28 protein-coding genes are annotated in these 25,958 nt (G+C 60.7%); 13 read left to right on the forward strand and 15 right to left on the reverse strand.

Annotated features, from left to right (window positions below; all coding sequences use genetic code 11):
- Positions 1–71: 71 nt before the first annotated feature.
- Positions 72–383 carry a GIY-YIG nuclease family protein gene (locus B7O88_RS17175; protein ID WP_088277944.1) on the forward strand — a complete coding sequence of 104 codons (312 nt, stop codon included), beginning with the start codon at positions 72–74 and terminating at the stop codon, positions 381–383.
- Positions 384–393: 10 nt separating this feature from the next.
- On the opposite strand, the gene B7O88_RS17180 is transcribed toward B7O88_RS17175, so the two are convergent.
- Together B7O88_RS17180 and B7O88_RS17185 are read right to left on the reverse strand one after the other, a co-directional pair.
- Positions 394–1,761: a diguanylate cyclase gene (locus tag B7O88_RS17180; protein WP_088277946.1), complete on the reverse strand. Its 1,368-nt coding sequence runs from the start codon at positions 1,759–1,761 to the stop codon at positions 394–396.
- 66 nt (positions 1,762–1,827) lie between these two features.
- Positions 1,828–2,160, reverse strand: coding sequence for a DUF7693 family protein (locus B7O88_RS17185; protein ID WP_140418604.1), 333 nt, complete (start codon positions 2,158–2,160; stop codon positions 1,828–1,830).
- A 124-nt stretch (positions 2,161–2,284) separates the two neighbouring features.
- Here B7O88_RS17185 and B7O88_RS17190 point away from each other — a divergent pair, with 124 nt between their 5' ends.
- Positions 2,285–2,821, forward strand: a complete 537-nt coding sequence (locus B7O88_RS17190) for a hypothetical protein (RefSeq protein WP_140418605.1) — start codon at positions 2,285–2,287, stop codon at positions 2,819–2,821.
- On the opposite strand, the gene B7O88_RS17195 is transcribed toward B7O88_RS17190, so the two are convergent.
- On the reverse strand, positions 2,822–3,748 hold the full coding sequence (locus B7O88_RS17195) for an acyl-CoA dehydrogenase middle domain-containing protein (protein ID WP_088277952.1): 927 nt from the start codon (positions 3,746–3,748) through the stop codon (positions 2,822–2,824).
- 400 nt (positions 3,749–4,148) lie between these two features.
- Here B7O88_RS17195 and B7O88_RS17200 point away from each other — a divergent pair, with 400 nt between their 5' ends.
- From B7O88_RS17200 to B7O88_RS17210, 3 genes are all read left to right on the forward strand, one after another.
- Positions 4,149–5,696 carry an AMP-binding protein gene (locus B7O88_RS17200; RefSeq protein WP_088277954.1) on the forward strand — a complete coding sequence of 516 codons (1,548 nt, stop codon included), beginning with the start codon at positions 4,149–4,151 and terminating at the stop codon, positions 5,694–5,696.
- Between the two features lie 19 nt (positions 5,697–5,715).
- A complete protein-coding gene (locus tag B7O88_RS17205) occupies positions 5,716–6,879 on the forward strand; it encodes an acyl-CoA dehydrogenase family protein (protein WP_088277956.1) in 1,164 nt (387 codons plus the stop codon).
- 68 nt (positions 6,880–6,947) lie between these two features.
- Positions 6,948–8,246 carry an MFS transporter gene (locus B7O88_RS17210; protein ID WP_088277958.1) on the forward strand — a complete coding sequence of 433 codons (1,299 nt, stop codon included), beginning with the start codon at positions 6,948–6,950 and terminating at the stop codon, positions 8,244–8,246.
- A gap of 2 nt (positions 8,247–8,248) precedes the next feature.
- Here B7O88_RS17210 and B7O88_RS17215 read toward each other — a convergent pair whose 3' ends face one another.
- Entirely contained in the window at positions 8,249–9,199 is a 951-nt protein-coding gene (locus B7O88_RS17215) for a LysR family transcriptional regulator (protein ID WP_088277960.1), read from the reverse strand.
- Between the two features lie 186 nt (positions 9,200–9,385).
- Between B7O88_RS17215 and B7O88_RS17220 the strand changes: the two genes are divergently transcribed.
- From B7O88_RS17220 to B7O88_RS17250, 7 genes are all read left to right on the forward strand, one after another.
- Entirely contained in the window at positions 9,386–10,306 is a 921-nt protein-coding gene (locus tag B7O88_RS17220; protein ID WP_160003210.1) for a tripartite tricarboxylate transporter substrate binding protein, read from the forward strand.
- 11 nt (positions 10,307–10,317) lie between these two features.
- Entirely contained in the window at positions 10,318–10,764 is a 447-nt protein-coding gene (locus B7O88_RS17225; protein ID WP_088277964.1) for a tripartite tricarboxylate transporter TctB family protein, read from the forward strand.
- Between the two features lie 12 nt (positions 10,765–10,776).
- Positions 10,777–12,261, forward strand: a complete 1,485-nt coding sequence (locus B7O88_RS17230) for a tripartite tricarboxylate transporter permease (protein ID WP_088277966.1) — start codon at positions 10,777–10,779, stop codon at positions 12,259–12,261.
- Positions 12,262–12,490: 229 nt separating this feature from the next.
- Positions 12,491–14,299 carry a DUF1302 domain-containing protein gene (locus B7O88_RS17235; RefSeq protein ID WP_088277968.1) on the forward strand — a complete coding sequence of 603 codons (1,809 nt, stop codon included), beginning with the start codon at positions 12,491–12,493 and terminating at the stop codon, positions 14,297–14,299.
- Positions 14,300–14,313: 14 nt separating this feature from the next.
- A complete protein-coding gene (locus B7O88_RS17240; protein WP_088277970.1) occupies positions 14,314–15,681 on the forward strand; it encodes a DUF1329 domain-containing protein in 1,368 nt (455 codons plus the stop codon).
- 53 nt (positions 15,682–15,734) lie between these two features.
- A complete protein-coding gene (locus tag B7O88_RS17245) occupies positions 15,735–16,112 on the forward strand; it encodes a YidH family protein (RefSeq protein ID WP_088277972.1) in 378 nt (125 codons plus the stop codon).
- Between the two features lie 3 nt (positions 16,113–16,115).
- Entirely contained in the window at positions 16,116–16,424 is a 309-nt protein-coding gene (locus B7O88_RS17250) for a DUF202 domain-containing protein (protein ID WP_088277974.1), read from the forward strand.
- Between the two features lie 254 nt (positions 16,425–16,678).
- Here B7O88_RS17250 and B7O88_RS17255 read toward each other — a convergent pair whose 3' ends face one another.
- Genes B7O88_RS17255 through pqqA form a run of 6 tightly spaced genes read right to left on the reverse strand, consistent with a single transcriptional unit; the run spans position 16,679 to position 21,734 of the window.
- Complete coding sequence (locus B7O88_RS17255) at positions 16,679–18,577, reverse strand: alpha/beta hydrolase family protein (RefSeq protein WP_088277976.1); 1,899 nt, start codon at positions 18,575–18,577, stop codon at positions 16,679–16,681.
- A complete protein-coding gene (gene pqqE / locus B7O88_RS17260) occupies positions 18,543–19,685 on the reverse strand; it encodes a pyrroloquinoline quinone biosynthesis protein PqqE (protein ID WP_088277978.1) in 1,143 nt (380 codons plus the stop codon). The genes B7O88_RS17255 and pqqE overlap by 35 nt, the downstream gene beginning before the upstream one ends.
- A complete protein-coding gene (pqqD, locus tag B7O88_RS17265) occupies positions 19,657–19,935 on the reverse strand; it encodes a pyrroloquinoline quinone biosynthesis peptide chaperone PqqD (protein WP_088277980.1) in 279 nt (92 codons plus the stop codon). Before pqqD ends, pqqE begins: the two co-directional genes overlap by 29 nt.
- A complete protein-coding gene (pqqC, locus tag B7O88_RS17270; protein ID WP_088277982.1) occupies positions 19,932–20,684 on the reverse strand; it encodes a pyrroloquinoline-quinone synthase PqqC in 753 nt (250 codons plus the stop codon). Before pqqC ends, pqqD begins: the two co-directional genes overlap by 4 nt.
- A gap of 10 nt (positions 20,685–20,694) precedes the next feature.
- Entirely contained in the window at positions 20,695–21,606 is a 912-nt protein-coding gene (gene pqqB / locus B7O88_RS17275; RefSeq protein ID WP_088277984.1) for a pyrroloquinoline quinone biosynthesis protein PqqB, read from the reverse strand.
- A gap of 56 nt (positions 21,607–21,662) precedes the next feature.
- Positions 21,663–21,734, reverse strand: coding sequence for a pyrroloquinoline quinone precursor peptide PqqA (gene pqqA, locus B7O88_RS17280; RefSeq protein ID WP_063607997.1), 72 nt, complete (start codon positions 21,732–21,734; stop codon positions 21,663–21,665).
- A 192-nt stretch (positions 21,735–21,926) separates the two neighbouring features.
- On the opposite strand from pqqA, the gene B7O88_RS17285 reads away from it, so the two are divergent.
- Positions 21,927–22,157 carry a type II toxin-antitoxin system Phd/YefM family antitoxin gene (locus tag B7O88_RS17285; RefSeq protein WP_088277986.1) on the forward strand — a complete coding sequence of 77 codons (231 nt, stop codon included), beginning with the start codon at positions 21,927–21,929 and terminating at the stop codon, positions 22,155–22,157.
- Positions 22,158–22,431: 274 nt separating this feature from the next.
- Here B7O88_RS17285 and B7O88_RS17290 read toward each other — a convergent pair whose 3' ends face one another.
- The 5 genes from B7O88_RS17290 to B7O88_RS17880 all read right to left on the reverse strand — a co-directional run bounded on the left by B7O88_RS17290 (position 22,432) and on the right by B7O88_RS17880 (position 25,509).
- A complete protein-coding gene (locus tag B7O88_RS17290; RefSeq protein WP_088277990.1) occupies positions 22,432–23,553 on the reverse strand; it encodes a PIN domain-containing protein in 1,122 nt (373 codons plus the stop codon).
- Between the two features lie 105 nt (positions 23,554–23,658).
- The gene (locus tag B7O88_RS17875) at positions 23,659–23,937 is read right to left on the reverse strand and encodes a hypothetical protein (protein ID WP_140418606.1); all 279 of its coding nucleotides are present in this window, start codon (positions 23,935–23,937) and stop codon (positions 23,659–23,661) included.
- Positions 23,938–24,025: 88 nt separating this feature from the next.
- Complete coding sequence (locus tag B7O88_RS17295) at positions 24,026–24,442, reverse strand: hypothetical protein (protein WP_088277988.1); 417 nt, start codon at positions 24,440–24,442, stop codon at positions 24,026–24,028.
- Positions 24,443–24,650: 208 nt separating this feature from the next.
- Positions 24,651–24,935, reverse strand: a complete 285-nt coding sequence (locus tag B7O88_RS17300) for a hypothetical protein (RefSeq protein ID WP_200818488.1) — start codon at positions 24,933–24,935, stop codon at positions 24,651–24,653.
- Between the two features lie 196 nt (positions 24,936–25,131).
- Positions 25,132–25,509, reverse strand: coding sequence for a hypothetical protein (locus B7O88_RS17880; protein ID WP_140418607.1), 378 nt, complete (start codon positions 25,507–25,509; stop codon positions 25,132–25,134).
- Positions 25,510–25,958 lie beyond the last annotated feature (449 nt).

Consider the following 25,958-nt stretch of genomic DNA (forward strand, 5'->3'; position numbering starts at 1 on the left):
TAGGCGGGGATCCAGTTGCGCAAATGCATCAGCCAACATAGACCCACTGCCATACCACGAGGCGCGCCCCAATGACCAAACACCCCTGCGTCTACATCCTCGCCAGCCAACGCAACGGAACACTGTACATAGGCGTCACCAGCAATCTGCTCAAGCGTATCTGGGAGCACAGGAACGGCGTGGTCAGTGGTTTCACCCAGCGTTACCGAATCCATCACCTGGTGTACTTCGAGCAAGCCGCCGACATGCTCAGCGCCATCAGCCGCGAGAAGCAGCTGAAGCGCTGGAAACGACAATGGAAAATCAACCTGATCGAGCAGAGCAATCCTGCTTGGGATGATCTCTACACCAGACTCGCAGCCCCCGGGCAGGAGCGCTGCTGAGCGAACGGGTTTATTCGACCACCACTACCCGATTGCGGCCGCTGTGCTTGGCCTGATACAGGCCATCGTCGGCACGGCGCATCAACTGCTGATAGTCCGGGTGACCATTGAAACAGGCAACGCCGATACTCAGCGTGATGTTGAGCGTCCGATCCTGCGGCAGACGGAAGACTTCCTGCTCGACACCGCGGCGCAACTTCTCGGCCACGCGACGCGCGCCATCCAGTCCGGTATCGACCAGCAGCATGAGAAACTCCTCGCCACCCAGACGGAACAGGTAATCCCCGGCACGACTGCTGTTGATCAACAGCGAGGCCAACTGCTGCAGCACCCGATCCCCGGCCTCGTGGCCGTAACTGTCGTTGATCTGCTTGAAGTAATCGATATCCAGCGCCAGCACAGAAAATGGCGTACCGTGGCTGCGGGCATGACTGACCTGACGGGTCAGCACTACCGGCAAAAACTTGCGATTGAGCAGGCGGGTCAGCACGTCGCGGCCGGCTTCCAGTTCATTGTTCTGCTCAAACAAGTGATCCAGGCTGAACCGGATTGCCTTCACCGTTTCCCGCAATTCGCGCAGGCGCGCGATGCGCTCGGCCGGGTCCTGGTCGAACAGCGGCAGCAGCACATCGTCTATCCGCTCCATACCATCAAGAATCTGCTGGGCCTCCGGCGCACCCTCAAACGCATGGGCGCCCTTGTGCCGGAACCACAGGCCAAACTCGGAGGCGAGAATACGCGGCAGGTGTTCACCGCTCTGGCCAACCGCCTGATCGAACATCAACTGATTCTCCCAGTCGAACAGCGCGGCCCGTTGACGTTCCTTTTCAGTAGCAATGTTCTGGGTGACCGAAAACAGGCGATAGGCTTCTTCATTGCGCGAGTTACGATCGTGCGAGGTGGCATACGCGTGACTCATGACCTCCATCGCCAGATCCACGGTGTCCGACATCAGCCGCGCCGCATCCAGGTGCTCGCGATCGGACAGCTCGCAATCCTCCTGCAGCAACGCGACGAAACGGTCCTTGAGACAACGTGCACCGCGCAGCACCAGGTGCACCGGGATATCAATGCGGGCATGAACCTCACCTACTTTCTTCTGCTCGGCAATGATTCGTGCCAGCGCGACCTCATCCTCGCTGTCAAACAACCCTTCCAGCCAGCGACGCATGGACAGACTCAGGCGGCCCTGAACCTGATCATGCGAGAGAAAAAGCGACGCAGCCGGATCGGCCATCATCTCCGAGTAGAACGTTTCGGTCAGATCAACAGCATGACGAATGCAGAACTCCAGTACAAAGCGACGACTCTGCTGACTGAACTTCTGGTTTAACAGCCCCCATTCCTCGGACAGCTGCTCGGCGGACAAACGCGGCATTAACAGACACCTCAAAACGACTGGCCGGCGATTGTTTCACGCTCGCGCGCTGCTGTCATCCTGCCACTAGAGCCGTTCCAGAGCCTTCAGCAACTGTGCTCGTTCCCACACACTGAGCAACTCGAGCGGATCGGTACCAGCACCGCGCCAGCTATCCTGCCCCGCAACACGACCGTCTTCCAGTTCGCAGCCCAGGCAGTGGTGTAGCTCGCCGGCGTCCTTGAACAGAGCGATACGCCGGCCATCGATGCAGACATGCACCACGCCAGTGTCGATCTCGGCCCAGCGCGGCCCGTCATCGCGCATCAGCGTGCTCTGCTGCAGGGCAACATCGCGGAACAGTTGATACACCTCACGGGCAGAGACAGTAGCAGTAGCAGTAGCAGAACGAGCTGGCATGAGGATGGCTATCTCCGATAATCAGCAAAAATCAGCAAAACGGCGCTGCAGCTTGTGGAGCCGGTAATCGCACACTACGCTGGCTGGCAGCTGAATGGCCGACAATGATAACAACGAGACCCCCATGAGCAACTCAATACACTCGCACCTGAGAACCGAAGTGATTGCCACCTTTGTCGTCAATGCGCTGCTCAACGGCGCAGTTGCCTGGATACTGCTCCGTGAGCAGGCGACGCTCAGTCTGCGTGGCGAAGGCGGAATCGCCGCCGACCTGGTGATCACCGCCCTTGTCCTTTGCATGTTGCTGAGCTGGATCACCATAGCCCTGCAGCGCCGCAAGGTCAGCAGCGGCCAGTTTCCCGCAGTCACCGCGGACCGATTCAGCGTGCTGCGACAGATCATTCGCTACCTGCCGGACCGCCCTTTCGGCGCTGCCCTGTGCATCGGTCTCATGGCAACACTGATCTACGCTGCACCCACCATCGCGCTGCTCGGTCTGTTCGGCATTGAGCAGCTGAGCGTCAGTCAGTACCTGATTTTCAAGACCCTTTGGACCGGGCTGATTGCCGCTCTGACCTGTCCGCTGGCGGTGCTCTTCCCACTGTTCAAATACCAGGCAGCCGGCACTCCGGCGTCACTGGTCAGCGACGCCGGAGCCTGATCACGCGCTCGGGCTCAGCGCCTGCCAGGCCCGATCACCCCGTCTGGCACCGGCGGCAGCCCACATGCGCTGCACTGTCTGGTCACGAGCCCAGCGTTGCCCACCGGCGTCCTCCGGCTGCTCGGCCCACTGCGCAGTTGCTCGCGTCATCAATGTACGCACCCATTCGGTCGCGCCGGCCAGCAATACCAGGCCTTGATCGGATCCTGCCTCGGCGGCAATCCGCTCGAGCAAGGTGATGGCCGCCAGCATCTGCCGCAGCATTGCCTGCGGCCAATCACGGGCACGCCCTTCGCGCAGCAGATAACCCATCAGCGCCGCACTGACATACAGCTCCTCCAGCGCGCCAAAGGGCCGGGCATAATCGGTCCAGCCATCACCGGGTAGCATCGCCGAGGCATCCAGCACCACGTCCTGCAACTGCATGCGCGCGGCCGGCAGCTCGGGCATAAAGGCCGCCGGATTGCGCGGACTCATCGACACACCGTCCGCCGTGGCAGGCATGCGCACCACGCTTAGAGCGCCTTCCTGCCCGCTGGCGCGGCACACCACAAAGTACGCCTCGCAATGCTCAGGCAGCGGCACCCAGCCCTTGTTGCCACTCAGGCGAATACCACCTGCGTCGTCGGCTTGCCAAAGGGTCTGCAAATCACGCGGGCTGCGAATGCCCTCCTCGCTCAGACTGAAGCCGTGCAGCCCGCCACCGCTGATCTGCGGGAACATCGCCCGCAACGCCGCCTCGTACCCGGCGCTGAAGGCCCAGGCCGCACGATCGGCCTGAAAGCCACCCATCACCGCCAGTGCGAAGGGCGACAGCTCGCCCAACGGCAACTGCCGCCAATTGGCCAGCCAGTCATCTGCTGTCTCCATCACAGGTACATCGACCGACGCCTTCAGGCACCACTGCACAGGGGAAAACACGCTCACAGACCTCTCCTCTTGTTCGCTTTATTGGCAACCCGACGAGACTAACACGCAGCCGCACAGCCTGCGCCTGATTGGGCTGCCCCGGCCATACACGGCTGTCTGCCGCACTCGGACAATCATCCAAAGCAAAGCACGCTGCTCTGTTATGGCCAAGCCTGCGCTGCCCTCATGCAGGCTCTGTTTCCCTACCTATGACCGGCAAAGCAGGCCAAACCCGGTCGTCAACTCGCATCAATAGGCTGTTTTAGGGCACCCGTATAACCCGGAAATACCTTCTCACGATGACGGCGACAGAGCCATATCAACTCGGCATGGATAGCATCAACTTGTTGTATTGGCGGGGGTTTCCGAGCCGCGATTAGCATAGCCCGACAATAAAACCAGCTCAGGTGACCCCCACGTGAATCTCGGAAAGATACTGACCCGCAGCGCCCGTTACTGGCCAAACCTTGAAGCCGCTGTCGACTCGCGCCTGCGCCTGACGTTTGCCGAACTGGAGCGTCGTACAAACCGCCTGGCCTCAGGCCTGGTCAATCTGGACCTGGCCGAAGGCGCCCATATCGCCATCCTGGCGCCCAACCGGGTCGAGTTGATCGAAGCTGAAGTCGCGCTGTACAAAGCCGCAATGGTCAAGGTGCCGATCAACGCGCGCCTGTCGATCGATGAAATCATCCGCGTGCTGGAAGACTCCCACAGCGTCGGCGTGATCACCACCCTCGCGTTTGCCAAGGCCATTCAGGCCCGCCGCACTGAGCTGCCGCGTCTGCAGTGGATTATCTGCATGGGCGACGAAGGCGGCGACATCAGCTACGACGGCGTGCTTGCCAAGGGCAGCGACACCTTTGAATCACGCGACCCAGCCGACGACAAACTCGCCGTGCTGCACTACACCTCCGGCAGCTCTGGCGTGCTCAAGGCCGCCATGCTCAGCTATGGCAATCGCAAGGCACTGATCCGCAAGAGCCTTGCCAGCCCGACCCGCCGTGCCGAACCGGGTGACCGCATGGCCCACGTCGGCCCGATTACCCACGCCAGTGGCATGCAGATCATGCCGCTGCTCAAGGCCGGGGTATGCAACTACCTGGTCGAGCAATATGACGACCGTGGCCTGCTGGAAACCATCCAGCGCGAGCGCATCACCCGCCTGTTCATGGTGCCGGCGATGATCAACCGGCTGGTCAACCTGCCGGGCGTGGAAGACTACGACCTCAGCAGCCTGAACCTGATCATCTACGGCGCAGCGCCAATGGCCCCAGCGCTGGTCAAGCGCGCGATGGAGGTGTTCGGTCCGATCCTGGCTCAGGGTTACGGCGCCGGCGAAACCTGCTCGCTGGTAACCATCCTCACCGAAGCCGATCACCTCGACAGCACCGACAACTATCGTCGTCTGGCGTCCTGCGGGCGCTGCTACTTCGAGACCGATCTGCGCGTCGTGAACGAACAGTTCGAAGACGTCAAACCCGGTGAGATCGGCGAGATCGTCACCAAGGGCGAAGATATCATGCAGGGCTACTGGAACGCCCCGGAGCTGACCGCCGAGGTCATGCGCGACGGCTACTACCTGACCGGCGATCTGGCCACCGTCGATGACCTTGGGTACATCTTCATCGTCGACCGCAAGAAGGAAATGATCATCTCCGGCGGCTTCAACGTCTACCCCACCGAAGTGGAACAGGTCCTCTATACCCTGCCGCAAGTCTATGAGGCGGCCGTCGTCGGCGTACCGGACGATCAGTGGGGCGAAGCGGTCAAGGCCGTGGTCGTGCTCAAGCCCGGCAAGCAACTCGACGCCGAGGCCATCATGGCCTACTGCGGCGAGCATCTGGCCGGCTTCAAGAAGCCACGCAGTGTCGACTTTGTCGATGAGCTGCCAAAGAACCCCAATGGCAAGGTCGTGCGCCGACTGGTGCGTGACGCCTATTGGAAAAACGCCGATCGCAAGATCTGAGCCCACGGAGAGCCCCCCCATGTTCCAACCAAGTGAAAAGGCCCAGGCCATCATTGCCGACATCAACGCCTTTGTCCGTGACGAGATCAAGCCACTGGAAAAAAGTGAAAACCTGCAGTGGGGCGGCAGCTACCCGCGTGAGCTGCTGCAGCGGGTATGGCGCATGTCCTGCGAGAAGGGCTTTTACAACATCATGCTGCCGGAGGCCCTCGGTGGCGCCGGCCTCAGCGTGGCCGACGTCTGCGCGGTCAAGGAAGCCACGGTGCTCAGCGGCGCCATGCTCGCCCCGCACATCCTCGGCGAGCTGAGCGGCCCGCCACGTATCGGCCATCTGTTCAAGGTAGCGAGCGACCAGCAGATACAGGCCATCCTGCAGCCGATCTGCCGCGCCGAAAAAGCCATCTGCTTCGCCCTGACCGAGGCCGAAGCCGGATCCGACGCCACCGCCATCAGCACGAATGCGGTGCGCGACGGCGACCACTATGTGCTCAACGGCAGCAAACGCTATATCTCCGGCGCATCCTACGCCGATTACGCCGTACTGATGGCCGTGACCGATCCGAATGCCGGTGCCGCCGGCATCTCCGCCTTCTTCGTCGACTTAAAGGCCGACGGCGCCAGTGTGCGTGATGACTACGGCGTGATGTCCGGCAAGGGCGCCCACGGCGACATCACCCTGGAAAACGTCCGCGTACCGGTGGAAAACCTGATTGGCGAGGAAGGCAAAGGCTTCAAGCTGGCGATGGGCCGCATCACCGTCAACCGCCTGCTGCACTGCCCGACCATGCTCGGCATGGCCGGTCTGGCGCTGCAGTTGTCGATCCGTCACGCCCAGACCCGCAGCCAGTTCGGCAAGCCGATTGCCGCGTTCCAGGCGGTCAATCACATGATCGCTGACATGGCGACCGAGCTGGCCGCCGCACGCGCGCTGATGTATGCCACGGCGGCGCAGTATGACGCCGGTGATAACATCGCCGTGCAGTCGCCCATGAGCAAGCTGTTCTGCTCGGAAACCGCCTTCCGCATCATCGACCGGGCGGTACAGGTGCACGGTGGGTCAGGCCTGATTCAGGGCAACGCGGTGGAGTTTCTGTTCCGCGCCAGCCGGATGATGCGCATCCTCACCGGCACCAGTGAAATTCAACGCAACGCCATCGCCAAGGGACTGCTCATGCCGGGCTAAGAGGGCCCACGCTGACGCGCCCCGGCCTGTGCCGGGGCGTTTTCATTACAACAATTCGAGAATTCCCCATGACAGCCCAAGACACCCTCTACCGGCCGAAAACGGCCTGGACCATCGCCGGTCTGCTGGCGACCATGATGCTGGTCAACTTCCTCGACAAGGTGGTCATCGGTCTGGTCGCCGTACCGATGATGCGAGATCTGGATCTGACCCCGGCTGAATTCGGTCTGATCGGCGGCAGCCTGCATTGGCTGTTTGCCATGGCCGCGGTCGCCGGCGGCTTTCTCGCCAACCACAAGCCAACCCGCACCCTGCTGCTGATCATGGCGGCGTTCTGGTCGGTCATTCAGCTGCCAATGCTGCTCGCCACCTCGGTCTGGGCGATCATCGCCTGCCGCGTGCTGCTGGGCATTGGCGAGGGCCCGGCCTCCCCCATCGCCACCCACGCGCTGTACAAGTGGTTCCCGGACAACAAGCGCAGCCTGCCGGTTGCCCTGCTGCATTCCGGCAGCTCGCTGGGTCTGCTGGTCGCGGGTCTGATGATTCCCTGGGTTACCCTGCACTGGGGCTGGCGCGCCAACTTTGCGGTGCTGGCAGTGCTGGGCTTTGTCTGGTGTCTGGCGTGGCTGAAATTCGGCGAGGAAGGCCGCCTCGATCAGGCCCGCGCCAGTCAGCTGCCGACCTCCTCCGAGCGCCTGCCCTACCGGCGCCTGCTGAGCGACCGCACGGTACTGAGCAACTACGTCTGCCACTTTGCCGCCAACTGGTCGCTGGCCCTGACCCTGACCTGGGTGCCGACCTATCTGGAAGTCGGCCTGGGCATTGACTCGCTGAACACCGGCCGCCTGTTCGCGCTGTTTGTCGTCGTCACCACGCCGCTCAGTCTGATCATGGCCTGGTGGTCGCAGGACCTGATGCGTCGCGGGTTTTCCTCGCGTCTGGCGCGCTGCGTCTTTGTCTCCATCAGCCTGATCATCAGCGGCCTGCTGGCCTTTGCCCAGACCATGCCGGATATCCCGGTCGCCGCGCGCGTCACCCTGATGACCCTGAGCGGCGGCTTTGCCCTGGTAATGTACTCGGTCGGCCCGGCGATTCTCGGTGAGATCACCCCCGCCAGCCAGCGCGGCAGCATTCTGGCCATGGGCAACGGTTTTGCCTCCATCGCCGGCCTGAGTGCGCCGGTGGTCACCGGCCTGCTGGTGCAGAACGCCACCGGTCACGTTGCCAGCGGCTACGAGCAGGGCTTTATGGTCACCGGTGCGATTCTGATCGTCTCCGGCCTGCTGGGTCTGCTGTACATGAATCCGGCCCGGTCACAGAGCACTCTGGGCACCGGCGACAGCGCCGCAGCCGCGACCGCGACCTGAGCTCAGGCGTCCGCCGAGCCGGCTGTTGCCGGCTCGCGCGGCGCAATCAGCGACCCCTTCCAGCGGCCACTCTCGGCCAGATCAATCAGAGTCGCCCGTACCAGATCACGCATGCAGGAGGCCGGAAAGCTGAGCGGGCGATGGACCGAGTAGGCCAGTGAAATGGTGCGCCGAATACTCGGCTCGATGATCCGCCGCGCGTACTGCTGTTCCTGATCTTCCAGCGGCGGCCAGTTGGTAATGGTGCAGGCCAGGCCCGCACGCACCAGACTGCTGATACTCTGGGCCGAGTTTTGCTCAAAGCTCACGTTCAGCTCCAGCCCTGCTTCCATCGCCGCCTGATCGACCCGTCGGCGCAGGTGCAGCGAGCGGGGCGGCAACACCAGCGGCGCGCCCAGCGCCTCGGCAAAGCTGATCGTAGGCCCGCTGGTCGGCATCGGCATACGCCCGTACCACCACAACTCCTCCAGCAGCACCGGTTCGGCGCTGACAAGTTCAAGCTCTTCGGCGTTGGGCACCACACCAAAATCCACATGCCCCAGCTCGATGGCATGGCCGGCCGCCGAACTCATGCCATCGGTGATCTGCAGCTCGATGGCTGGAAACTTCTCACGCGCACGGGTCACAATCTCGGGCAGTAACAGCGAAGCGGCAGACACCGGAATGGCAATCGCCACCCGGCCTTTCGGGTTGCCGCGGGTCGACTCCAGCTCATCCTTGACCGAATCCACCTTTTGAATCACCGAGCGGGCAATTTCATACAAACGCCGCCCGGCGTCGGTCAGCTCGGTACCGCCGTGACGGCGCTCCAGCAGCTGCATTTCCAGCTCGCTTTCCAGCAGGCCGATCTGCCGGGACAACGCCGGCTGGGCGATGTAGGAGTCGCGCGCAGCAGCGGAGAAGCTGCCGGCTTCGGCAATGGCGATCAGATAACGAAGTTGCTTGAGAGTCATTGCCACCCCATAACAAAAAAGCATGCCTGTTAGAATATTTCGCTATTTGATCCGAGCAATTCGAGCAAATAGCATCCAGCCCATTACAAAAACACATAACCAGTAGGCACCACAACTACAATGACACCCCGACTACCCATGGTGCCGGCACGGGCGCCAACGCTGACCCACCGCCTTGTACTAGCAATGCTGCTGTTACTCGGCGCCCTGATGCCGGCGGCCCACGCCACCAGCTGGCCAGCCAAACCGCTGAACCTGCTGGTGGGCTTCAGCCCCGGCGGCGGCGCCGACACCCTGGCCCGCCTGGTCGCGCGCCAGCTCAGCATGGAGCTGGGCCAGCCCGTTACCGTGCGCAATGTCGCCGGCGGCGGCGGTATTGTCATGGCCACCACGCTCAGCCAGGCAGAACCCGACGGCTACACCATCGGGCTGGGCGCCAACTCCGCGTTCGACGGCATGCCGGCGATCACACCGTTGCGCTACCAGACCGATGATTTCGATTATCTGACCACCGTCAGCCAATTGCAGAACGCCCTGATTGCCAGTGGCAATGCGCCCTTTGGCACTTGGGACGAGATGCTCGCCTACGGCCGTGAGCACGGGCTCAGCTACGGCTCGCCCTCGCCTATCACCCGCGACGTGCTCAATCTGATTGCCGAGCGCGAGGGCATCCGCATTCGTTTCATTCCCATGCGTGGCGGCATGGACGTTATCAACAGCCTGATTGGCGGGCATATCGATATCGCCTGGAGCGCCGGGGTGCATCAGGCATTCCTGCGCGACGGCAAGATCCGTGTGCTCGCCTCGCTGAACGAAGAACGCCTGCGCGCCTCACCCGGCAAACCGGCAATTCAGGAATTGGGCTATCCCATGGGGTACTCGTCCTACTTTGTGCTGGCGGCACCGGCCGGGCTGCCGGCCGAGATCAAGCAGCGTCTGAGCGCTGCGCTGGTCAAGGCCAGCCAGTCGCCGCGCGTCGCTCAGCTGGCCGAGCAGCGCATGGGCTTTCCCAATGTGGTGATGACGCCAGATGAGATAACCCGCTTTGTGCAACGTACTGCCGAGGGCTACCGCCGTCAGGCAGCGCCTGATTCCACTGCCAACTGAGTCCGCACACCATGTCTGAACGAACCCTTGATCTCTGGGCCGGCCTGCTGATTGTGCTGGCCGGCCTGATCGGCCTGCTTTACCTGATTCCGAACTACATCGGCAACGGCTTCGGCTTTGGCCTGTCGCCGCGCTTCTTCCCCTACGCCTGCGTCGGCACCATCACCGCTCTCGGCGCACTGCTTTGCATCAACCGTCTGTGCAGCCGGGTAGACGCCCGGCGCATCGATTTCAGCCGACGGCACCTAGGCCGCCTGCTGCTGTTGACCGGCCTGATGGCCGGCAGTCTCGCGCTGATCCAGTGGCTCGGTTACCTCGCAGGGGCCGCCTTGCTGGTCGCAACCTTCATGCTCGCAATGGGCGAGCGGCGACCCAGCCGCATTCTGCCCACCGCCACACTCTGGCCGCTGGCCCTGTGGCTGCTGTTCAAATTCGCGCTGGGCGCGCCCCTGGACTGAGGAGCTACGATCATGCAAGACATTCTGCTGGGGCTGGCCGACGCCTTCACCCTGAGCAACCTGCTCTACATCGGCGCCGGCGTGCTGATCGGCCAGATCTTTGCCGCCGCGCCGGGCGTCGGTGCGCTGATGGCGATTACCATTGCCGTGCCGTTCACCTTCTACCTCAGCCCGGTCACCGCCATTGGCTTTCTGGTCGGCATCAACAAGGGCGGCACCCTGGGCGGCGCGGTCTCGGCCATCCTGATGAACACGCCAGGCTCGGCCGAGGCCACGGCCACCACCTTCGACGGCTACCCGATGGCGCGCAACGGGCAGGCGCTGAAAGCGTTGCGCACGGCGCACGCGTCCTCCGTCAGCGGCGATGCCATGAGTGATCTGGTGCTGTTTCTGGTCGCCGCGCCGCTGGCGGTGCTGGCAGTGAAGATGGGGCCGCTGGAGATGGCATCCGTGGTGCTGGTGGCCTTTGTGGTGGTCGCCGGGCTGGCTGGCCACTCGATGCTCAAAGGCCTGATTGCCGCTGCGCTCGGGGTGCTGCTCAGCCTGGTCGGCACCGACCCGGAAACCGCCGGTGAACGTCTGTCGTTCGGTATTCCCGAGCTGATGGGCGGGCTGTCGATCAGCGCCGTGGGTATCGGCGTACTGGCGTTGGGCGAGATCTTTCGTCAGGCCAGCGTCCACGGCGATACAGGCAGCCAGGCAGAGCCAACCGAGCTGGGCGAAAGCAGCGCCAACCGCTTCCGCTGGCGAGACTTCAGCCACATCTTGCCGACCATCCTGCGCTCCACCGGCATCGGCACCGTGATTGGCGCCATTCCCGGGCTCGGTTCTACCGCTGCCGCCTTCCTGGGCTACGCCTCGGCCAAGCGCGCCGCCGGGCCGGACAGCAACTTCGGCAAGGGCGACATTCGCGGCGTGGCCGCAACAGAAGCCGCCAACTCGGCGGTGGTCGGCTCCAACTTCATTCCGCTGCTATCGCTGGGCATCCCCGGCAACGTGGCCGCGGCGCTGATTCTTGGCGCCTTCGTGATCCACGGCATCACCCCCGGGCCGCAGCTGTTCTCCGAACAGGGCCGGCTGGTCTACGCGATCTTCGGCGCCATGCTGCTCGGCACCCTGTGCAACCTGGTGTTCGGCCTGTTCACCATGCACCTGTTCGTCAAGGTGATCCGCCTGCCGCTGCCGATCATCCTGCCCTGCGTGGTGCTGCTCTGCGTGACCGGCATCATCGTCTCCAGCAACCTGTTCAGCGCCTGGCTGCTGATCGGTTTTGCCGTGCTCGGATTCTTCATGCGGCTGCTGGATTTCTCGTTCGTGACCTTCATCATCGGCTTCGTACTGGGCCCGGCATTCGAGCTGAACGTGCGCCAAAGCGTGCTGCTGGCCGATGGCCAAATCGGCTATCTGCTGGAACGTCCGATCGCCTGTGGCTTTATCCTGCTGGCCCTGTTCCTCGCCTGGCGTATCGGCCTGCGCCGCCGTAGCGCCAGGCACTGATCAGCCCTCGCACCGCACCTGCACACCTGCAGGTGCGGTGCGCATTCTCCCCAGCGTCAAGATGCACGCCCGCCGCGGCGTACGGGCAGCCGCGGCTGCGCGCCGCCCCATACCAAAACGTTATAAACACCATCGAAATACTGTATTTGCGGGCCAATAACCGCAGCAATAGCATGCAGTCCATCACAAATACGCATGAACCATTCATGCAGTCCGACCGATAATAAAAATGAGGGTCCTGATAGTGACTGACTTAAACGGGCGCCGTGCCCCCTACCCCATCCTGCTGTTGGCCATGGCCTGCGCCGCAACACCCGCTGCCGCCTCAACCTTCCAGCTCGGTGACATCGACGGCCAGCTGACCTCCTCGCTGAGCCTGGGCATGAGCATTTCCACCGAGAACCCGGACGAAGACCTGATGCGCAGCGCCAGCGGCGACGATGGCCGTCTGAACTACCGTTCCGGTGACATCTACTCCAAGCTGTTCAAGGGCACCCACGACCTGGAACTGCGCTACGGCGACAGCGGCGTATTCCTGCGCGGCAGCTACTGGTACGACTACGCGGTACGCGACGAAAGCCAACGCTATATCGACATTGAAGACGCCGGCCGCAAGACCTCGATGAAGTCCGCCGGCATCGAACTGCTGGACGCGTTTTTCTATCACAACTACGACCTAGCCGGGCAGCCCGGCACCGTGCGACTGGGCAAGCAGGTCGTCAACTGGGGTGAAAGCACCTTTATCCAGGGCGGCATCAACGTCATCAACCCAGCCGACCTGAGTGCCCTGCGTCGCCCCGGTTCGGAGATCAAGGAAGGTCTGGTGCCGGTCAACATGCTCTACAGCATCCAGAACCTGACCGACAACCTGTCCGTTGAAGGCTTCTACCAGCTCGACTGGGAGCAGACCAAGCTCGACAACTGCGGCACCTTCATGAGCGGCAACGACTCGATCCCCGAGGGTTGCGACGGTCGCTTCGTCGGCCCTGATCTGTCGGCCAATGCCGGTGCCATCGCCGCCCTCGCGCCCTATGGCGTGAACATCACGCCGGCCGGTATCCAGGTCAAGCGCAGCGGCGACAACGATGCCCGCAATGGCGGCCAGTTCGGTCTGGCGATGCGCTGGTTCGTCGAGCCGCTGGACACCGAGTTCGGTGCCTATTTCGCCAATTACCACAGCCGCATGCCGTACAGCAGCCTGATCAACAGCCCGTACGCCAACGGCGGCAATCCGGTCGGTGTGCCCGGCGCCCTGACCGGCGCCCTGCGTCTGGGCACCTCCAGCTTTTATGTCGACTACCCGGAAGACATCCGCCTGTACGGCCTGACCTTCGCCACCAACCTGCGCACCGGCACCGCGCTGCAGGGCGAGATCAGCTACCGCCCGAACATGCCGCTGCAGTTCAACGGCACCGACATGACCAACTCGGCGCTGAACAACCCGGACCGCTCGCCGCTGGTCAGCAGTGGCGCCATTTCGACCGCCAACGGCGCGCGCAGCAATGGCTATCGTCGCAAGGAGGTCACCCAGGTACAGATGACCGCCACCCACTCTTTCAGCCAAGTGATGGGCGCAGACCAGTTCTTCCTGGTGGGCGAAGCGGGTGCCACCTTCATCGGTGGTATTGAAGGCGGTTTCGGCCCGCGTTACGGCCGCAACAGCACCTTCGGGCAGGGCGAACTGGCCGACAACAGCATCTGTCTGGCTGGCTCGGAAACACCCGAACACTGCAATGACGACGGCTTTGCTACCGACTTCTCCTGGGGCTACCGCGTGCGCGCCATCTGGAGCTACGCCGACGCCCTGGCCGGCATGGACCTGAAGCCAAGCGTTTCCTGGTCGCATGATGTCGAGGGTCACAGCCCGACCGAAACCTCTGGCTTCTCCGAAGGATCGACCGCCATCAGCCTGGGCTTGGGCGCGGAGTTCAACCGCACCTACAGCGCCAATATCTCCTACACCAATTACTTCGACGGTGACTACGGCACCAAGGGCGACCGCGACTTCGTGGCCCTTAGCGTCGGCGTTACCTTCTGATGCGGAGCACACCGATGAACCAATACACCCGCCTGTTTTCCCTGAGCCTGCTGAGCGCCGCCCTGCTGGCCCCGGCCACCCACGCTGGCGTAGCAGCCGAGGAAGCCAAACGCCTTGGCCAGGACCTGACACCGATCGGCGCCGAGCGCGCCGGCAACGCCGACGGCAGCATCCCGGCCTGGACCGGCGGCCTGCCGAAAGACGCCGGTACTATCCTGCCCAACGGCACGCCGAGCGACCCCTTTGCCAGCGAACAGCCGCTGTTCACCATCAATGCCGCTAACTACGAGCAGCATCGCGAGCTGCTGACCGACGGTCAGATCGCGATGCTCCAGCGTTACCCGGAAACCTATGTGCTGCCGGTCTACGAGACCCATCGCAGCGTCGGTTTCTCCGCTGAAGTCGCCGAAGAAGCAGCACGTAACGCGACCGAAGCCCGACTGATCAACGATGGCAACGGCCTGGACGGCTTCCGCGGCAGCGTCGCCTTTCCGATCCCCAGAACCGGCCTGGAAGTGATCTGGAACCACATTACCCGCTTCAATACCGGCAGCAGCATCTCGATCACCGACACCGCCGCGCCGCAGCCCAACGGCGACTATGTGATCACCACCACTGAGCAGCACTACACCCCCGTCGACCAGACCACCGACTACGAGCCGGCCGACTCAGACGATGTGCTGTTCTACTACAGCCACAAGATCACCGCGCCGGCCCGTCAGGTAGGTGAAGTGGTGCTGGTTCACGAGACCCTTGACCAGATCGCCAACCCGCGCCGCACCTGGATCTACACGGCCGGGCAACGCCGTGTGCGCCGCGCGCCGAGCATCAACTACGATGCGACCGGCGCCACCACCGCCGGCCTGCGCACCGCTGACAGCCGCGACATGTACAACGGCGCACCGGATCGCTACGAGTGGAAACTGGTGGGCAAGAAGGAGCTGCTGATCCCCTACAACAGCTACCGTCTGGCTTCACCGGATCTGACCTACGAGGAGATGATTCAGCCCGGCCATCTGGCGATGAACCATACCCGCTACGAGCGCCATCGCGTCTGGGAAGTGGTTGCCGAGCTGAAGGACGGCCAGCGTCACGTGTACAAGACCCGTCGTTTCTACATCGACGAAGACAGCTGGTCGATTGCCGAAGTCGACCACTACGACACCCGCGATCAGCTCTGGCGGGTGGGCGAGCGCCACAGTTTCTACCACTACGCACAGCAGGCGCCGCTGAGTGCCGCCGACGTGTTCCATGACCTGCAGAACGGCCGCTATATCGCCCTCAGCATGGCCAACGAACAGCGCGACGGTTATCGCTTCGACTACCGCGCCAGCACCTCGGACTACTCCCCGGGTGCCCTGCGCAGCAGCGGCGTACGCTAAGCCCTGTGCCCGGTCGTGCCTGCGACCGGGCTTTTTGCCGAGAAGCATCCCGCATGAAAGCACGCCACGCCTTGCGCGCCCTGCGCGAACGCACCCACACCCGCCTGCTCGGCGGAGACGAACCCGACCCGCGCTTCACCCTCGCCAACGAGCGAACCTATCTCGCCTGGGTGCGCACCTCGCTGGCCCTGCTGGGCGGCGCGATTGCCGTCGAAGCCTTCACCCAGCAGACCTTCAGCCCGGAAGCACGGCGCCTGATGGTCGATTGCCTGCTGATTCTCAGCGGCCTGCTGAGTCTGGGGTCCGCCCTGCGCTGGCTTAACGTTGAACGCGCCCTGCGCCAGCGTCGCCCGCTGCCTCTGGCGCGCATCATTCCGCTGCTGTCACTGGGCTGCGCCGGCACCGCGCTGCTGCTGACCTGGTATCTCTGAGCAGTGAGCTTCACCCCGCCCGATCCCGGCCTGCAGGCCGAACGCACCCAACTGGCCTGGGCCCGCACCCAGTTGTCGTTGCTGCTGGTCGGCTGCCTGGCCCTGCGCTGGCTGCACGTCGAAAGCGGCCAGCGGCTGGAAGTGGCGCTGATTCTCGTCTGCCTGGCCACGGCCCTGTGGAGCAGCCAGCAGCACCGCTACCGCCGCGGGCTGCGCATGCTAAAGCACGAACGCAGCCGCGCTGCGCTGATACCGGTGCTGATTACCAGCGGTGCGCTGACCTCCGTGTCGCTGCTCGCCCTGCTGCGTTAAAACCCGGCTGCCCATTCCCCATAAAAACGCGCACCTCAACCAAACGCCGTTCCCGCGAAGACAGGAATCCAGTGATGAGCCGGTACCCGCAATGGATCCTTGCCTGCGCGGAGATGACGGAGGGTTGAGCGTCGGCGCCAAGCTAAACGCGGCAGCTTGCCTTCGGGCAATCCGGGAAGGCCGAGTTCCAACTCGGCCATGGCATTGCACGGGGGGCGGTGGTCGAGCGGGAGCTCGACCTTCCCAATGCAGTTCTACAACCACGCCTGATAAAACGCCAACTCCTCTTCCAGCACCTGCGCGAGATGCGCTGCCTGGCGGAAGCCGTGGCGTTCGTCGGCGAAGGTGACGCAGTGCACGGGCACGCCGTTGTCATCCAGCGCGGCGACCATCTGTTCGGTCTGGCTGGGCAGTACGACAGCGTCGCGCAGGCCCTGGAAGAAGATCACCGGGGTGCGGATGCGGTCGGCCTGGGCCAGGGGTGAGCGCTCGACGTAGCGTTCAGGTTGGGTGTCGGGATCGCCGATCAGCCAGTCGATGTAGTCGGCTTCAAACTTGTGGGTCACCGCTCTGAGTTGCAGCGGGTCGCTGACGCCGTACAGGCTGGCCGCAGCGCGGAAGCGCTCCGCTCCGGCCACCAGCGAGCACAGGGTGGTGTAGCCGCCGGCGCTGGAGCCGCGAATAAATACCTGCGCCGGGTTGATCTTGCCTTGCTGAGCGAGATAGTCGACCGCCGCCAGCACATCTTCCACGTCGGTCACGCCCCAGTTGCCCTGCAGGCGCTGACGGTAGGCGCGACCAAATCCGGTGCTGCCACGGTAGTTGAGATCGGCAACGGCAAAGCCGCGCTGGGTCCAGAACTGGATGCGGTTATCCAGCACCGGATAACAGGCCGAGGTCGGCCCGCCGTGGGTAAAGATCAACAACGGTGCCGGCTGATCCAGCTGCTGGGCGTGATTGCGCGGCGGGTAGAAAAAGCCGTGGGCGCTCTCGCCGCCCGCGCTCAGGTACAGCAATCGCTCGGGGCGCGACAGATCGGCAGCGTCCAGCGCCGTGTCCTCGCCCAGCAGGCGGGTCAGTTCACCGGTGGCCAGTTCAATACGCAGAATCGCGGCGGTGCAGCTGGGCGACGCGCCGATGCAGTACAGCGCCGTGCCGTCGCTGCACAGGTGACGAAAACGACTGTAGGCATGCGCCAACCGGCGCTCTTCAGCACTCGCCGCATGGCGCAGGGCAAGATGGCCATAACCGGCCTCGCTCCAGCTCAGCGCCATCCAGCCGTCCTCCAGCGGCAGCCAGGTGTTGCTGCCCTGCTGCCAGGGCGCAGGTGCGTGGTCGGCGGCAATCGCCGGTAACTTGCGCGGGCCGTCAGCCGCAACCTGCCAGGGCACCCAATAGCCACTGCGGTCAGACAGGCAGCACAGCTGGCCGCTGGCATCAAAGCGCGGCTGCTGCCATGCGTCTTCCGCGCCGCCGACCGACTGCACCGCCGCGACACTGCCGTCGTCGGCCAGCGTTGCCCGCATCAGCCGGGTACGCGTCCAGCTCAGGTCGGGGCGATCCCATTCGATCCACGCCAGCTGCGTGCCGCAGTCGCTGACCTGCGGGCTGTGGTAGAAGTCGGCGCCACTGGCGAGCAACTGGCGTGTGCCATCCAGCCCGATGGCGACCAGCCGGTGCTCCACTCGCCCCGGCAGATGCGCCTCCTCCACCGCCAGCACGCGGCGGCGCGCAAGGTCGGCGCAGAGTCCGCCGTAGCGGCATTCGGGGTGATTGGTCAGTGGTTCAAGGCGTTGCCCTTCCGGGCATTGCAGATACAGCTGCTGATCGGCTTCGTTGACGAATACCAGCAGGCAATCCGGTTCGTACTCGCCGGGCAGCACGCAAAAGCTGCCGCCGCCGTACTCATACACGCGGCTGCGTACGGAATGGCCTTGGGGGGTAATGGTGCGGGTGACGCCGTCCTGCCAACGCTGCAGCACGCTGTAACCCTGCTGCGGGCGGAAGGTCAGCCACCAGAGCGCGCCGTCGGCGCAGCACAGATCGCTGTAGTCAGCGCTGGCGGCGACCGCCTGCGCTGCACTGAAGTCGCTCGGCCAGCGGCCGGGCACGGTTACATCAGACCTTGCAGATGATCCTCGAGGTACGTTCATTACGGAAGGTCAACTCCTCTATCCCCGGCTGGGGCTGCTCTGCTTCGGCTCTGGCCTGCAGAATCTTGTGATGGTGTGGCGACTTGCTGCACACCGGGTCCGCCTGGGTGGCATCGCCGGTCAGCAGATACGCCTGACAGCGGCAGCCGCCAAAGTCCTTCTCCTTTTCGTCGCAGGACCGGCACGGCTCGCTCATCCAATCATAGCCGCGAAAGCGGTTGAAACCGAAAGAGTCATACCAGATGTGTGACAGGCTGTGCTCGGTCACGCTCGGGAAGCTCACCGGCAGCTGCCGCGCGCTGTGGCACGGCAGCGCGGTGCCGTCCGGGGTGATGGTCAGGAAGATATTGCCCCAGCCGTTCATGCAGCCCTTGGGGCGCTCCTCGTAGTAATCCGGGGTGACCAGAATCAGCTTGCACGGGTTGCCCTGCTCGGCCAGCTTCTCGCGCCATTGGTTAGTGACCTGCTCGGCGTGATCCAGCTGCGCCTTGGTCGGCAGCAGCCCGGCGCGGTTCAGGTGCGCCCAGCCGTAATACTGACAGGTCGCCAGCTCGACAAAATCCGCCTCCAGCGCCACGCACAGCTCGATGATGCGGTCGATCTGGTCGATGTTGTGCCGGTGGGTCACGAAGTTGAGCACCATCGGATAACCGGCCGCCTTGACCGCCCGCGCCATCGCCAGCTTCTGCTCGAACGCCTTGCGCGAGCCGGCCAGCATGTTGTTGATCTCGGCATCGGAAGCCTGAAAGCTGATCTGGATATGATCCAGCCCAGCCTCGCGGAAGGCCTCGATCTTGGCCTCGGTCAGCCCCATGCCGGAGGTGATCAGGTTGGTGTAAAAACCCAGTTCGCGCGCCGCGCCGATCAGCTCGGCGAGGTCTTCGCGCACCAGCGGCTCGCCACCGGAAAAGCCCAGCTGCGCCGCGCCCAGCGCCCGCGCCTGGGTGAACACGTCGACCCACTGAGCCGTGCTCAACTCACCCTTGTGGTTGGCAAACTCCAGCGGATTCGAGCAGTACGGGCACTGCAGCGGGCAGCGGTAGGTCAGCTCGGCCAGCAGCCACAGCGGTGGCCCCTGTTCAGCGGATGTGGAGCCAGTGTTGAGCATGGGCCACCTCGATAAAGGCCAGAACGTCTTCGTCCAGTCCCGGCACATTGGGAAACTTGTCTGTCAGCGTGTTGATGATGTCAGCGACCGGCCGCTTGCCGTCGACCAGCAACAGCACTTCGGCGGCGCTTTCGTTCAGCTTGACCATACCCTCCGGGTAGAGCAGCACGTGGCTGTTCTGCACCGGTTCCCATTGCAGACGAAAGCCGGGGCGCAGCACCGGCGTGTTGTCACGCACCACCGGGCTCATAGCGCAATCCCCCGGTGCCAGACCTTGTCGGCCGTGACCGTGTGATACGGCGGGCGCTCCAGCTCGTAGGCCATGGTCATCGCATCGAGCATGCTCCAGAGCACGTCCAGCTTGAACTGCAGAATCTCCAGCATGCGCTGCTGCGCCTCCCAGGTGGTGTAGTGATGCAGGGTAATGCGCAGGCCGTGCTCGACGTCGCGGCGGGCCTCTTTCAGGCGCTTGCGGAAATAGTCGTACCCGGCCGGATCGATCCACGGGTAATGCTGTGGCCAGCTGTCCAGCCGCGACTGGTGAATGTGCGGGGCAAACAGCTCGGTCAGCGACGAACTGGCCGCCTCCTGCCAACTGGCCCGGCGGGCGAAGTTGACGTAGGCATCCACCGCAAAGCGCACACCCGGCAGCACCAGCTCCTGCGACAGCAGCACCTCACGATCCAGCCCCACGGCCTCGCCGAGGCGCAGCCAGGCCTCGATGCCGCCCTCGCTGCCCGGCTCGCCATCGTGGTCGATGATGCGCTGAATCCACTCGCGGCGGGTGTCGCGGTCCGGGCAGTTGGCCAGAATCGCCGCGTCTTTCACCGGAATGCAGACCTGATAGTAGAAACGATTCGCCACCCAACCCTGAATCTGCTCGCGGGTGGCGCTGCCGTCGTACATGGCAACGTGGAACGGGTGATGAATGTGGTAGTAGCGGCCCTTGTCGCGCAGGGCCTGCTCGAATTCGGTAATACTCATCGGCTCGCGCTGCATGGCGGCCTCCTTACAGAACGATCTGCATACCGTCATGGGCAACCTCGATGCCATGCGCCACCAGTTCGGCACGCTCGGCAGAGTCCTCGTCCAGGATCGGATTGGTGTTGTTGATATGAATGAGCACCTTGCGGCTGGCCGGCTGCGCATCCAGCAGCTCGATCATCCCGCCCGGCCCACTCTGCTGCAGGTGGCCCATCTCGCTGCCGAGCTTGTCGCCCACGCCAGCAAAAGCCATCTCGTCGTCACGCCACAGGGTGCCGTCCACCAGCAGGCAATCGGCATCACGCATGGTCGCCAGCAGCCCGTCATCCGGCTGGCCCAGGCCCGGCGCGTAAAACAGTACCCCGCCGGTATTGGTGTCGCGCACCAGCAGGCCGATGTTGTCGCCGGGGTGCGGGTCGTTGCGGTGCGGCGAATACGGCGGCGCCGCACTGCGCAGCGGAATCGGCAAAAACTCCAGCGCCGGGCAGGCCGGAATACGGAACGGCTCACCCAGCCCGATCCGCCGGCGTTGCAAACCACCGTTCCAATGGCTCAGCATCGGGAACAGCGGAAAGCCGGTCTGCAGGTCCTCATGGACCATATCGGTACACCAGACCTCGTGCGGACAACCCTCACGCAGGGTCAGCAACCCGGTCACGTGATCGATCTGGCTGTCCATCAACACAATCGCCCGGATCGCCGTATCACGCACCGCCCGCGCCGGTTGCAGCACAGGCGTCTGCTCCAGCTGGGTGCGAATGTCGGGGGAAGCGTTGCAGAGAATCCAGTTCACCCCGTCGTCAGACAAGGCAATGGAAGATTGGGTACGCGCTTTCGCGTTCAGCGTGCCACGGCGCAGGCCGTCGCAGTTGCGGCAGTTACAGTTCCACTGCGGAAAACCACCGCCAGCAGCTGAACCAAGTATCTGTACATGCATGGGATCTGTCCTCGGCCAGCGTGCCTAAACGCCCCGGAAACCGGGGCGCCCGGTACTCAGCGGTTGGCAAAGTACATGGTGACTTCAAAGCCAATGCGCAGGTCGGTGTAGCTGGGTTTAGTCCACATGGGTCGATCCTCTTGTTATTGCGTGGGTTTACAGCGTCGGCAGGAACCGACGGACTCAGTTAAACACCGGGATCGGGGGGTACGAATGATACTTTGGGAGTAGATTTGGTCGTGATTTGGTTGGTGTGGGGGTGGTTGCTTTGCGCTGCATCCCGGCTATCTTGGTTCCAAAGCACCGCACAGGTAAACCCAATGAAAACAGTTAGCCTCCGCACGTTTGAAGACAAGCTCGACAAGTCTGCACCTCAAGCGTCAGCCAAGCGCCTCCCGATCAGGGTGACCAGTCCCGATGGAAACGACTTTGTGGTCGTCAGCGCCGCTGAATGGTCGCAGCAGCAAGAGACATTGCATGTGTTGCAAAGCATGGACCTGATGCAGCAGATTGCGACATCGCTTGAGACTCATCAGCAAAGCCAGGGTTAGGCCCGTCTGAAAAGCAGATACATGAGATCACGCGCGTTGAAGGCGATACTTGAGGTGCTGATACGGTATTCATCTGACAGTTGACCACTGTCAGGGGTGGTGGTCATACGGCCTCGAACCGGATTATGAAACGGGTACCCCTACCTGTCCGTAACCTGAAGAAGCACGCATGACCGCCAAATCAGGTTTTTTTCTACAGCCTCAACGCCACGCTCTGCGGAAATTTGAGAGCGCCAGCGAGCAAATTTTCCGTAGCAGCGCCTTGTTATGTGTTCTAGTCGTATTCACTATAATCGGGTTCAATAGTTCCGAAATCAATTGTTCCAATAGGACTTACAACCTCAATTTCATCAACCGTAAGGTCGTCGATCGGGCCATCAAGATCGCCTGATATTGTAATGAGAATTTCAGACTCGAAAGTTTCAATTGCCGTAGCTGTGATACCACCCATATTTACATGGTCACGATCAATCGAGTCATAGACTGAAAGAGAGAATTCACCCTCTGCTTCTACGGTGATATTTGCTAACGCCTCCAAAACAACCCAATCTTCATCTTTATCAATTATTCGGAATTCTGTACCCACTAGCTCAAACTCTTTAAACCAACCGTGGCAGCCTTCAGGCTCCCAATATAGATGCGAGTCAGCTTCTTGATCCGGAGTAAAGCCATCAAAAACCGATTCTAATCCGGACTCTATGGATGAAAGGAAAGTGCTAGCAGTATTGTTGTTTAGGGATTTTTCTAAGTTTGCTAATAGCGCATATGGGGCATTTGTTCTGTTAAAGCTGGCTAAACCTTTCGATAGATCCTCTTGATAATCAATTCGATCTGATGAATCGCAGTAATTTTTCCAGTCTCCATCTTGCGCTACGGCCAATACGTCGATGTCATTTTCATCAGCCCAAGCCTCTACAGCCATCAATACGATGGCATCTGGAAATTCATTTTTCTTTTTACCTGTTTCGGCAAATGGCGGCTTATTCGAGAAGTATTCCGCAAGAAGGTCTGATACTGATACGTATTCTCCACTATCTAAAACTAACGCACCTGTAGACTCTATAAAGTTTTCAACCCTGCTTTCAGCAAGCCCTTCGATCTCTTTGCTATCGATAAGAACCTGTTTAGCATCATTTAATTCACTGCCTTCAAAGAATAGGTGATCTCCTGCATCGTTTAATGCTTTTTCCAGAGCAGCTCTAGAAATCTTAATCTTACTTTCTAGATGACTTTTAACCTCATTCTTTATGACATCAGGGAAAAGGTATACTATTGGGCTTTTCTTAAACTGCGCTAGTTTACCCAGCAGCCCCTTTTCCAGTCGCAAACCATTCCCATCAAACATTGATGTATCGACTAAAAGTGCTCCATATTCTGTTTCTACTTCTTCCGTCATTGACTGCTCCATGACACATAAAGCCCGCATTTGAGGCCGAAGTGAAGCGGAGCGGAACGGAGGTCCCAGCCCCGTAGGGGCGAACAACATGCGCTTGTTAAAGCCTTAGTGCCCGCCTTTTGAACCACTCCCGATAACTTCAAACTCTAAGCCATTGAGGTAATCTCTTAAGCCCATTGCAGCAGAAGGGGTTAAATAAACGCGTGTTACGGCTGCCATGTTAGTGCCACCAGCTACGAAATTATGTGAGTCTATATATACCATCCCATCTTCCGTACCAGCTTTTACTGGAGGTTCTACTACTACATGCATTATTGGTTCGCCTGCTTGAACCTTCTCATAGAAAGTCTCAGCGTAACTTTTCTCTTTGTCGTCATCGGACATTCGTTCCTCCTAGAGCTTTAACGTTTGGTTAAGGGGCGGCCGCTTGCGGCCGTCCTGAGTGAGCGAAGCGAACGACTTGAATCAATTGTTAAGCGTCTTCAACGCGATGCAGGTGTTTGTAGACTCTTTCCATTAATGGGATCGCGTCACCAATGCTAACTCTGAAGTAGTTTGTTAGCGCTCGACTCAACATGGATATGGCTTCTTGCCGTTCGTCGAATTCGATCTCTTCGTCGCCCTCGTCATTGGCATGCTTCAATGAGTTTCTAACTAGATTTGCGTGCTTTATTAGCTCTTTCTCGGTGGCGGTGCTGCCTAGGGTCTTGTGAGTTCTGACCATGAGGCTCAGTGAGTTCTCTTTATCTGCTTTTATGGAAATTTTCCCAAATATTTCTTCCGCCGCACCTGCCAGAGTGATTATCGAGATCAGGTCTCCATCAGCGAGGAATAGCTCTATCGCTACTTCAAGCTGGCGACGAGCTACATTCATTTTATTTAACTTCATGCTGGCCTCCATGCTGCCGATGACGCTTAACGTTGCGATAACCGGTGGTTTTTAAGTAGCACTTTTGCCGTAAAATGTAGCGAAGCGAAATGGCAAAAATGCTACTTAAAAACCATCCGGTTCATTGCTTTGTTATGTTTTACACGCAGTATAGACAAAAAGCCCTTACCTTCCGGCAAGAAGGTAAGGGCAAGCAAGACAAGGATATCTAGGCCGGTTCGGTATTAAGTTCAGCGCTCGATTCTTCGCTGCGCTTTCGAGCTAAACACCGATTAACTGCGGCAGTGATTGGAGTTTCACCCCCCTTTACGGCCTGCATGTACATAACTGCAGCCGCTGCTTGCATTAGAGCTGCAGCAGATTCTGGATTTGCCATGTCTTTTGTCATTTCCTTCACAATTTCTGCTTCAGAAATGTCATTTTTTTCAGCACGACCAAGAGCTTTAAACTCTTTTCTCGCACGGGTTTGTTGCGTTTCAAACGGATTTTTCATTGCTGAATCCTCTGTCTCTCAGGCCTCAGGATTAAGACCTGACAATACGATATTGGGTTCGCTTTGAAAAATCCAGTGATTACTGAGAGCTTTTTAATACATAACGCCTGGCTCACCGAGCAAATTTTATCGGCGGCTTTTTTGGGACAAAAAAGGTGACTCTGAAATTTGCCCGGTGGAGCCGCTTGTTAGCAGTTTAATTTAAGAACTCAGCTATTTGCTCCGATTTTGGCTTTCCGCTCTCGGCACCAAAAAAGGAGATATCTTCTGAAATACCACTACCTTCAGAATAGCAACCAACAACAAAATCCCGATTGTGTTTTAGCCCCAAACTATAGATTTGGTCCAGAAGCTCGGGCAAAGAGTTAATTTGACCAAGACCAATATTTAAACCTAAATCCCAACCCGCTAAATCTTCGAGCGAAAGATCTGGCGTGCGCTCGTGTTGATGATTAATAACTTTGGCATCTATGTTATTTGAAGCCAACCACTCAACTAATGAGCTTTCAATTTGCTCCGCTATTTCTTCTAGATCGGAGCCATCAACGTAAATGTATAAACCTGAAATTTCCATGTTATTTACTGCTAACAGTGATTAGATAGCATGCAGCACTAATACATAATTAGTGCGCCCGGTATAACACCGAAAGTAGATACAGATAATTTCCCAATAAAATCATACAGTTGCCACCCTCCTTGGTGCTTTTGACGTATTCGCGCCGCAGCGAAATTTGTGAAGTGCTTCCTACTTTAGCGAAAGGAGAACACACGACAAGCTGTTTTTTGGGCAAGGCGCGAACCGTATTGCCTGCACGGACCCCGAGTCCCCGTTTACGCGGGCGAGTAGCGCAGATTTATCGGGAAAAAGAGTCGTAGGGTGTCTGAGGAGCGCAGCGACGAGTTTTACGACTCCCCGATAAATCGAGCAACGCAGCGAACCCGAAGGGCCGCGTAGTCGGGGTGGCCTTTCTTTTGGTTACTTTTCTTTGGCCACGCAAAGAAAAGTGACTCGCCGTCAGGGCG

Source organism: Halopseudomonas aestusnigri (assembly GCF_002197985.1).
Classification (GTDB): Bacteria; Pseudomonadota; Gammaproteobacteria; order Pseudomonadales; family Pseudomonadaceae; genus Halopseudomonas; species Halopseudomonas aestusnigri.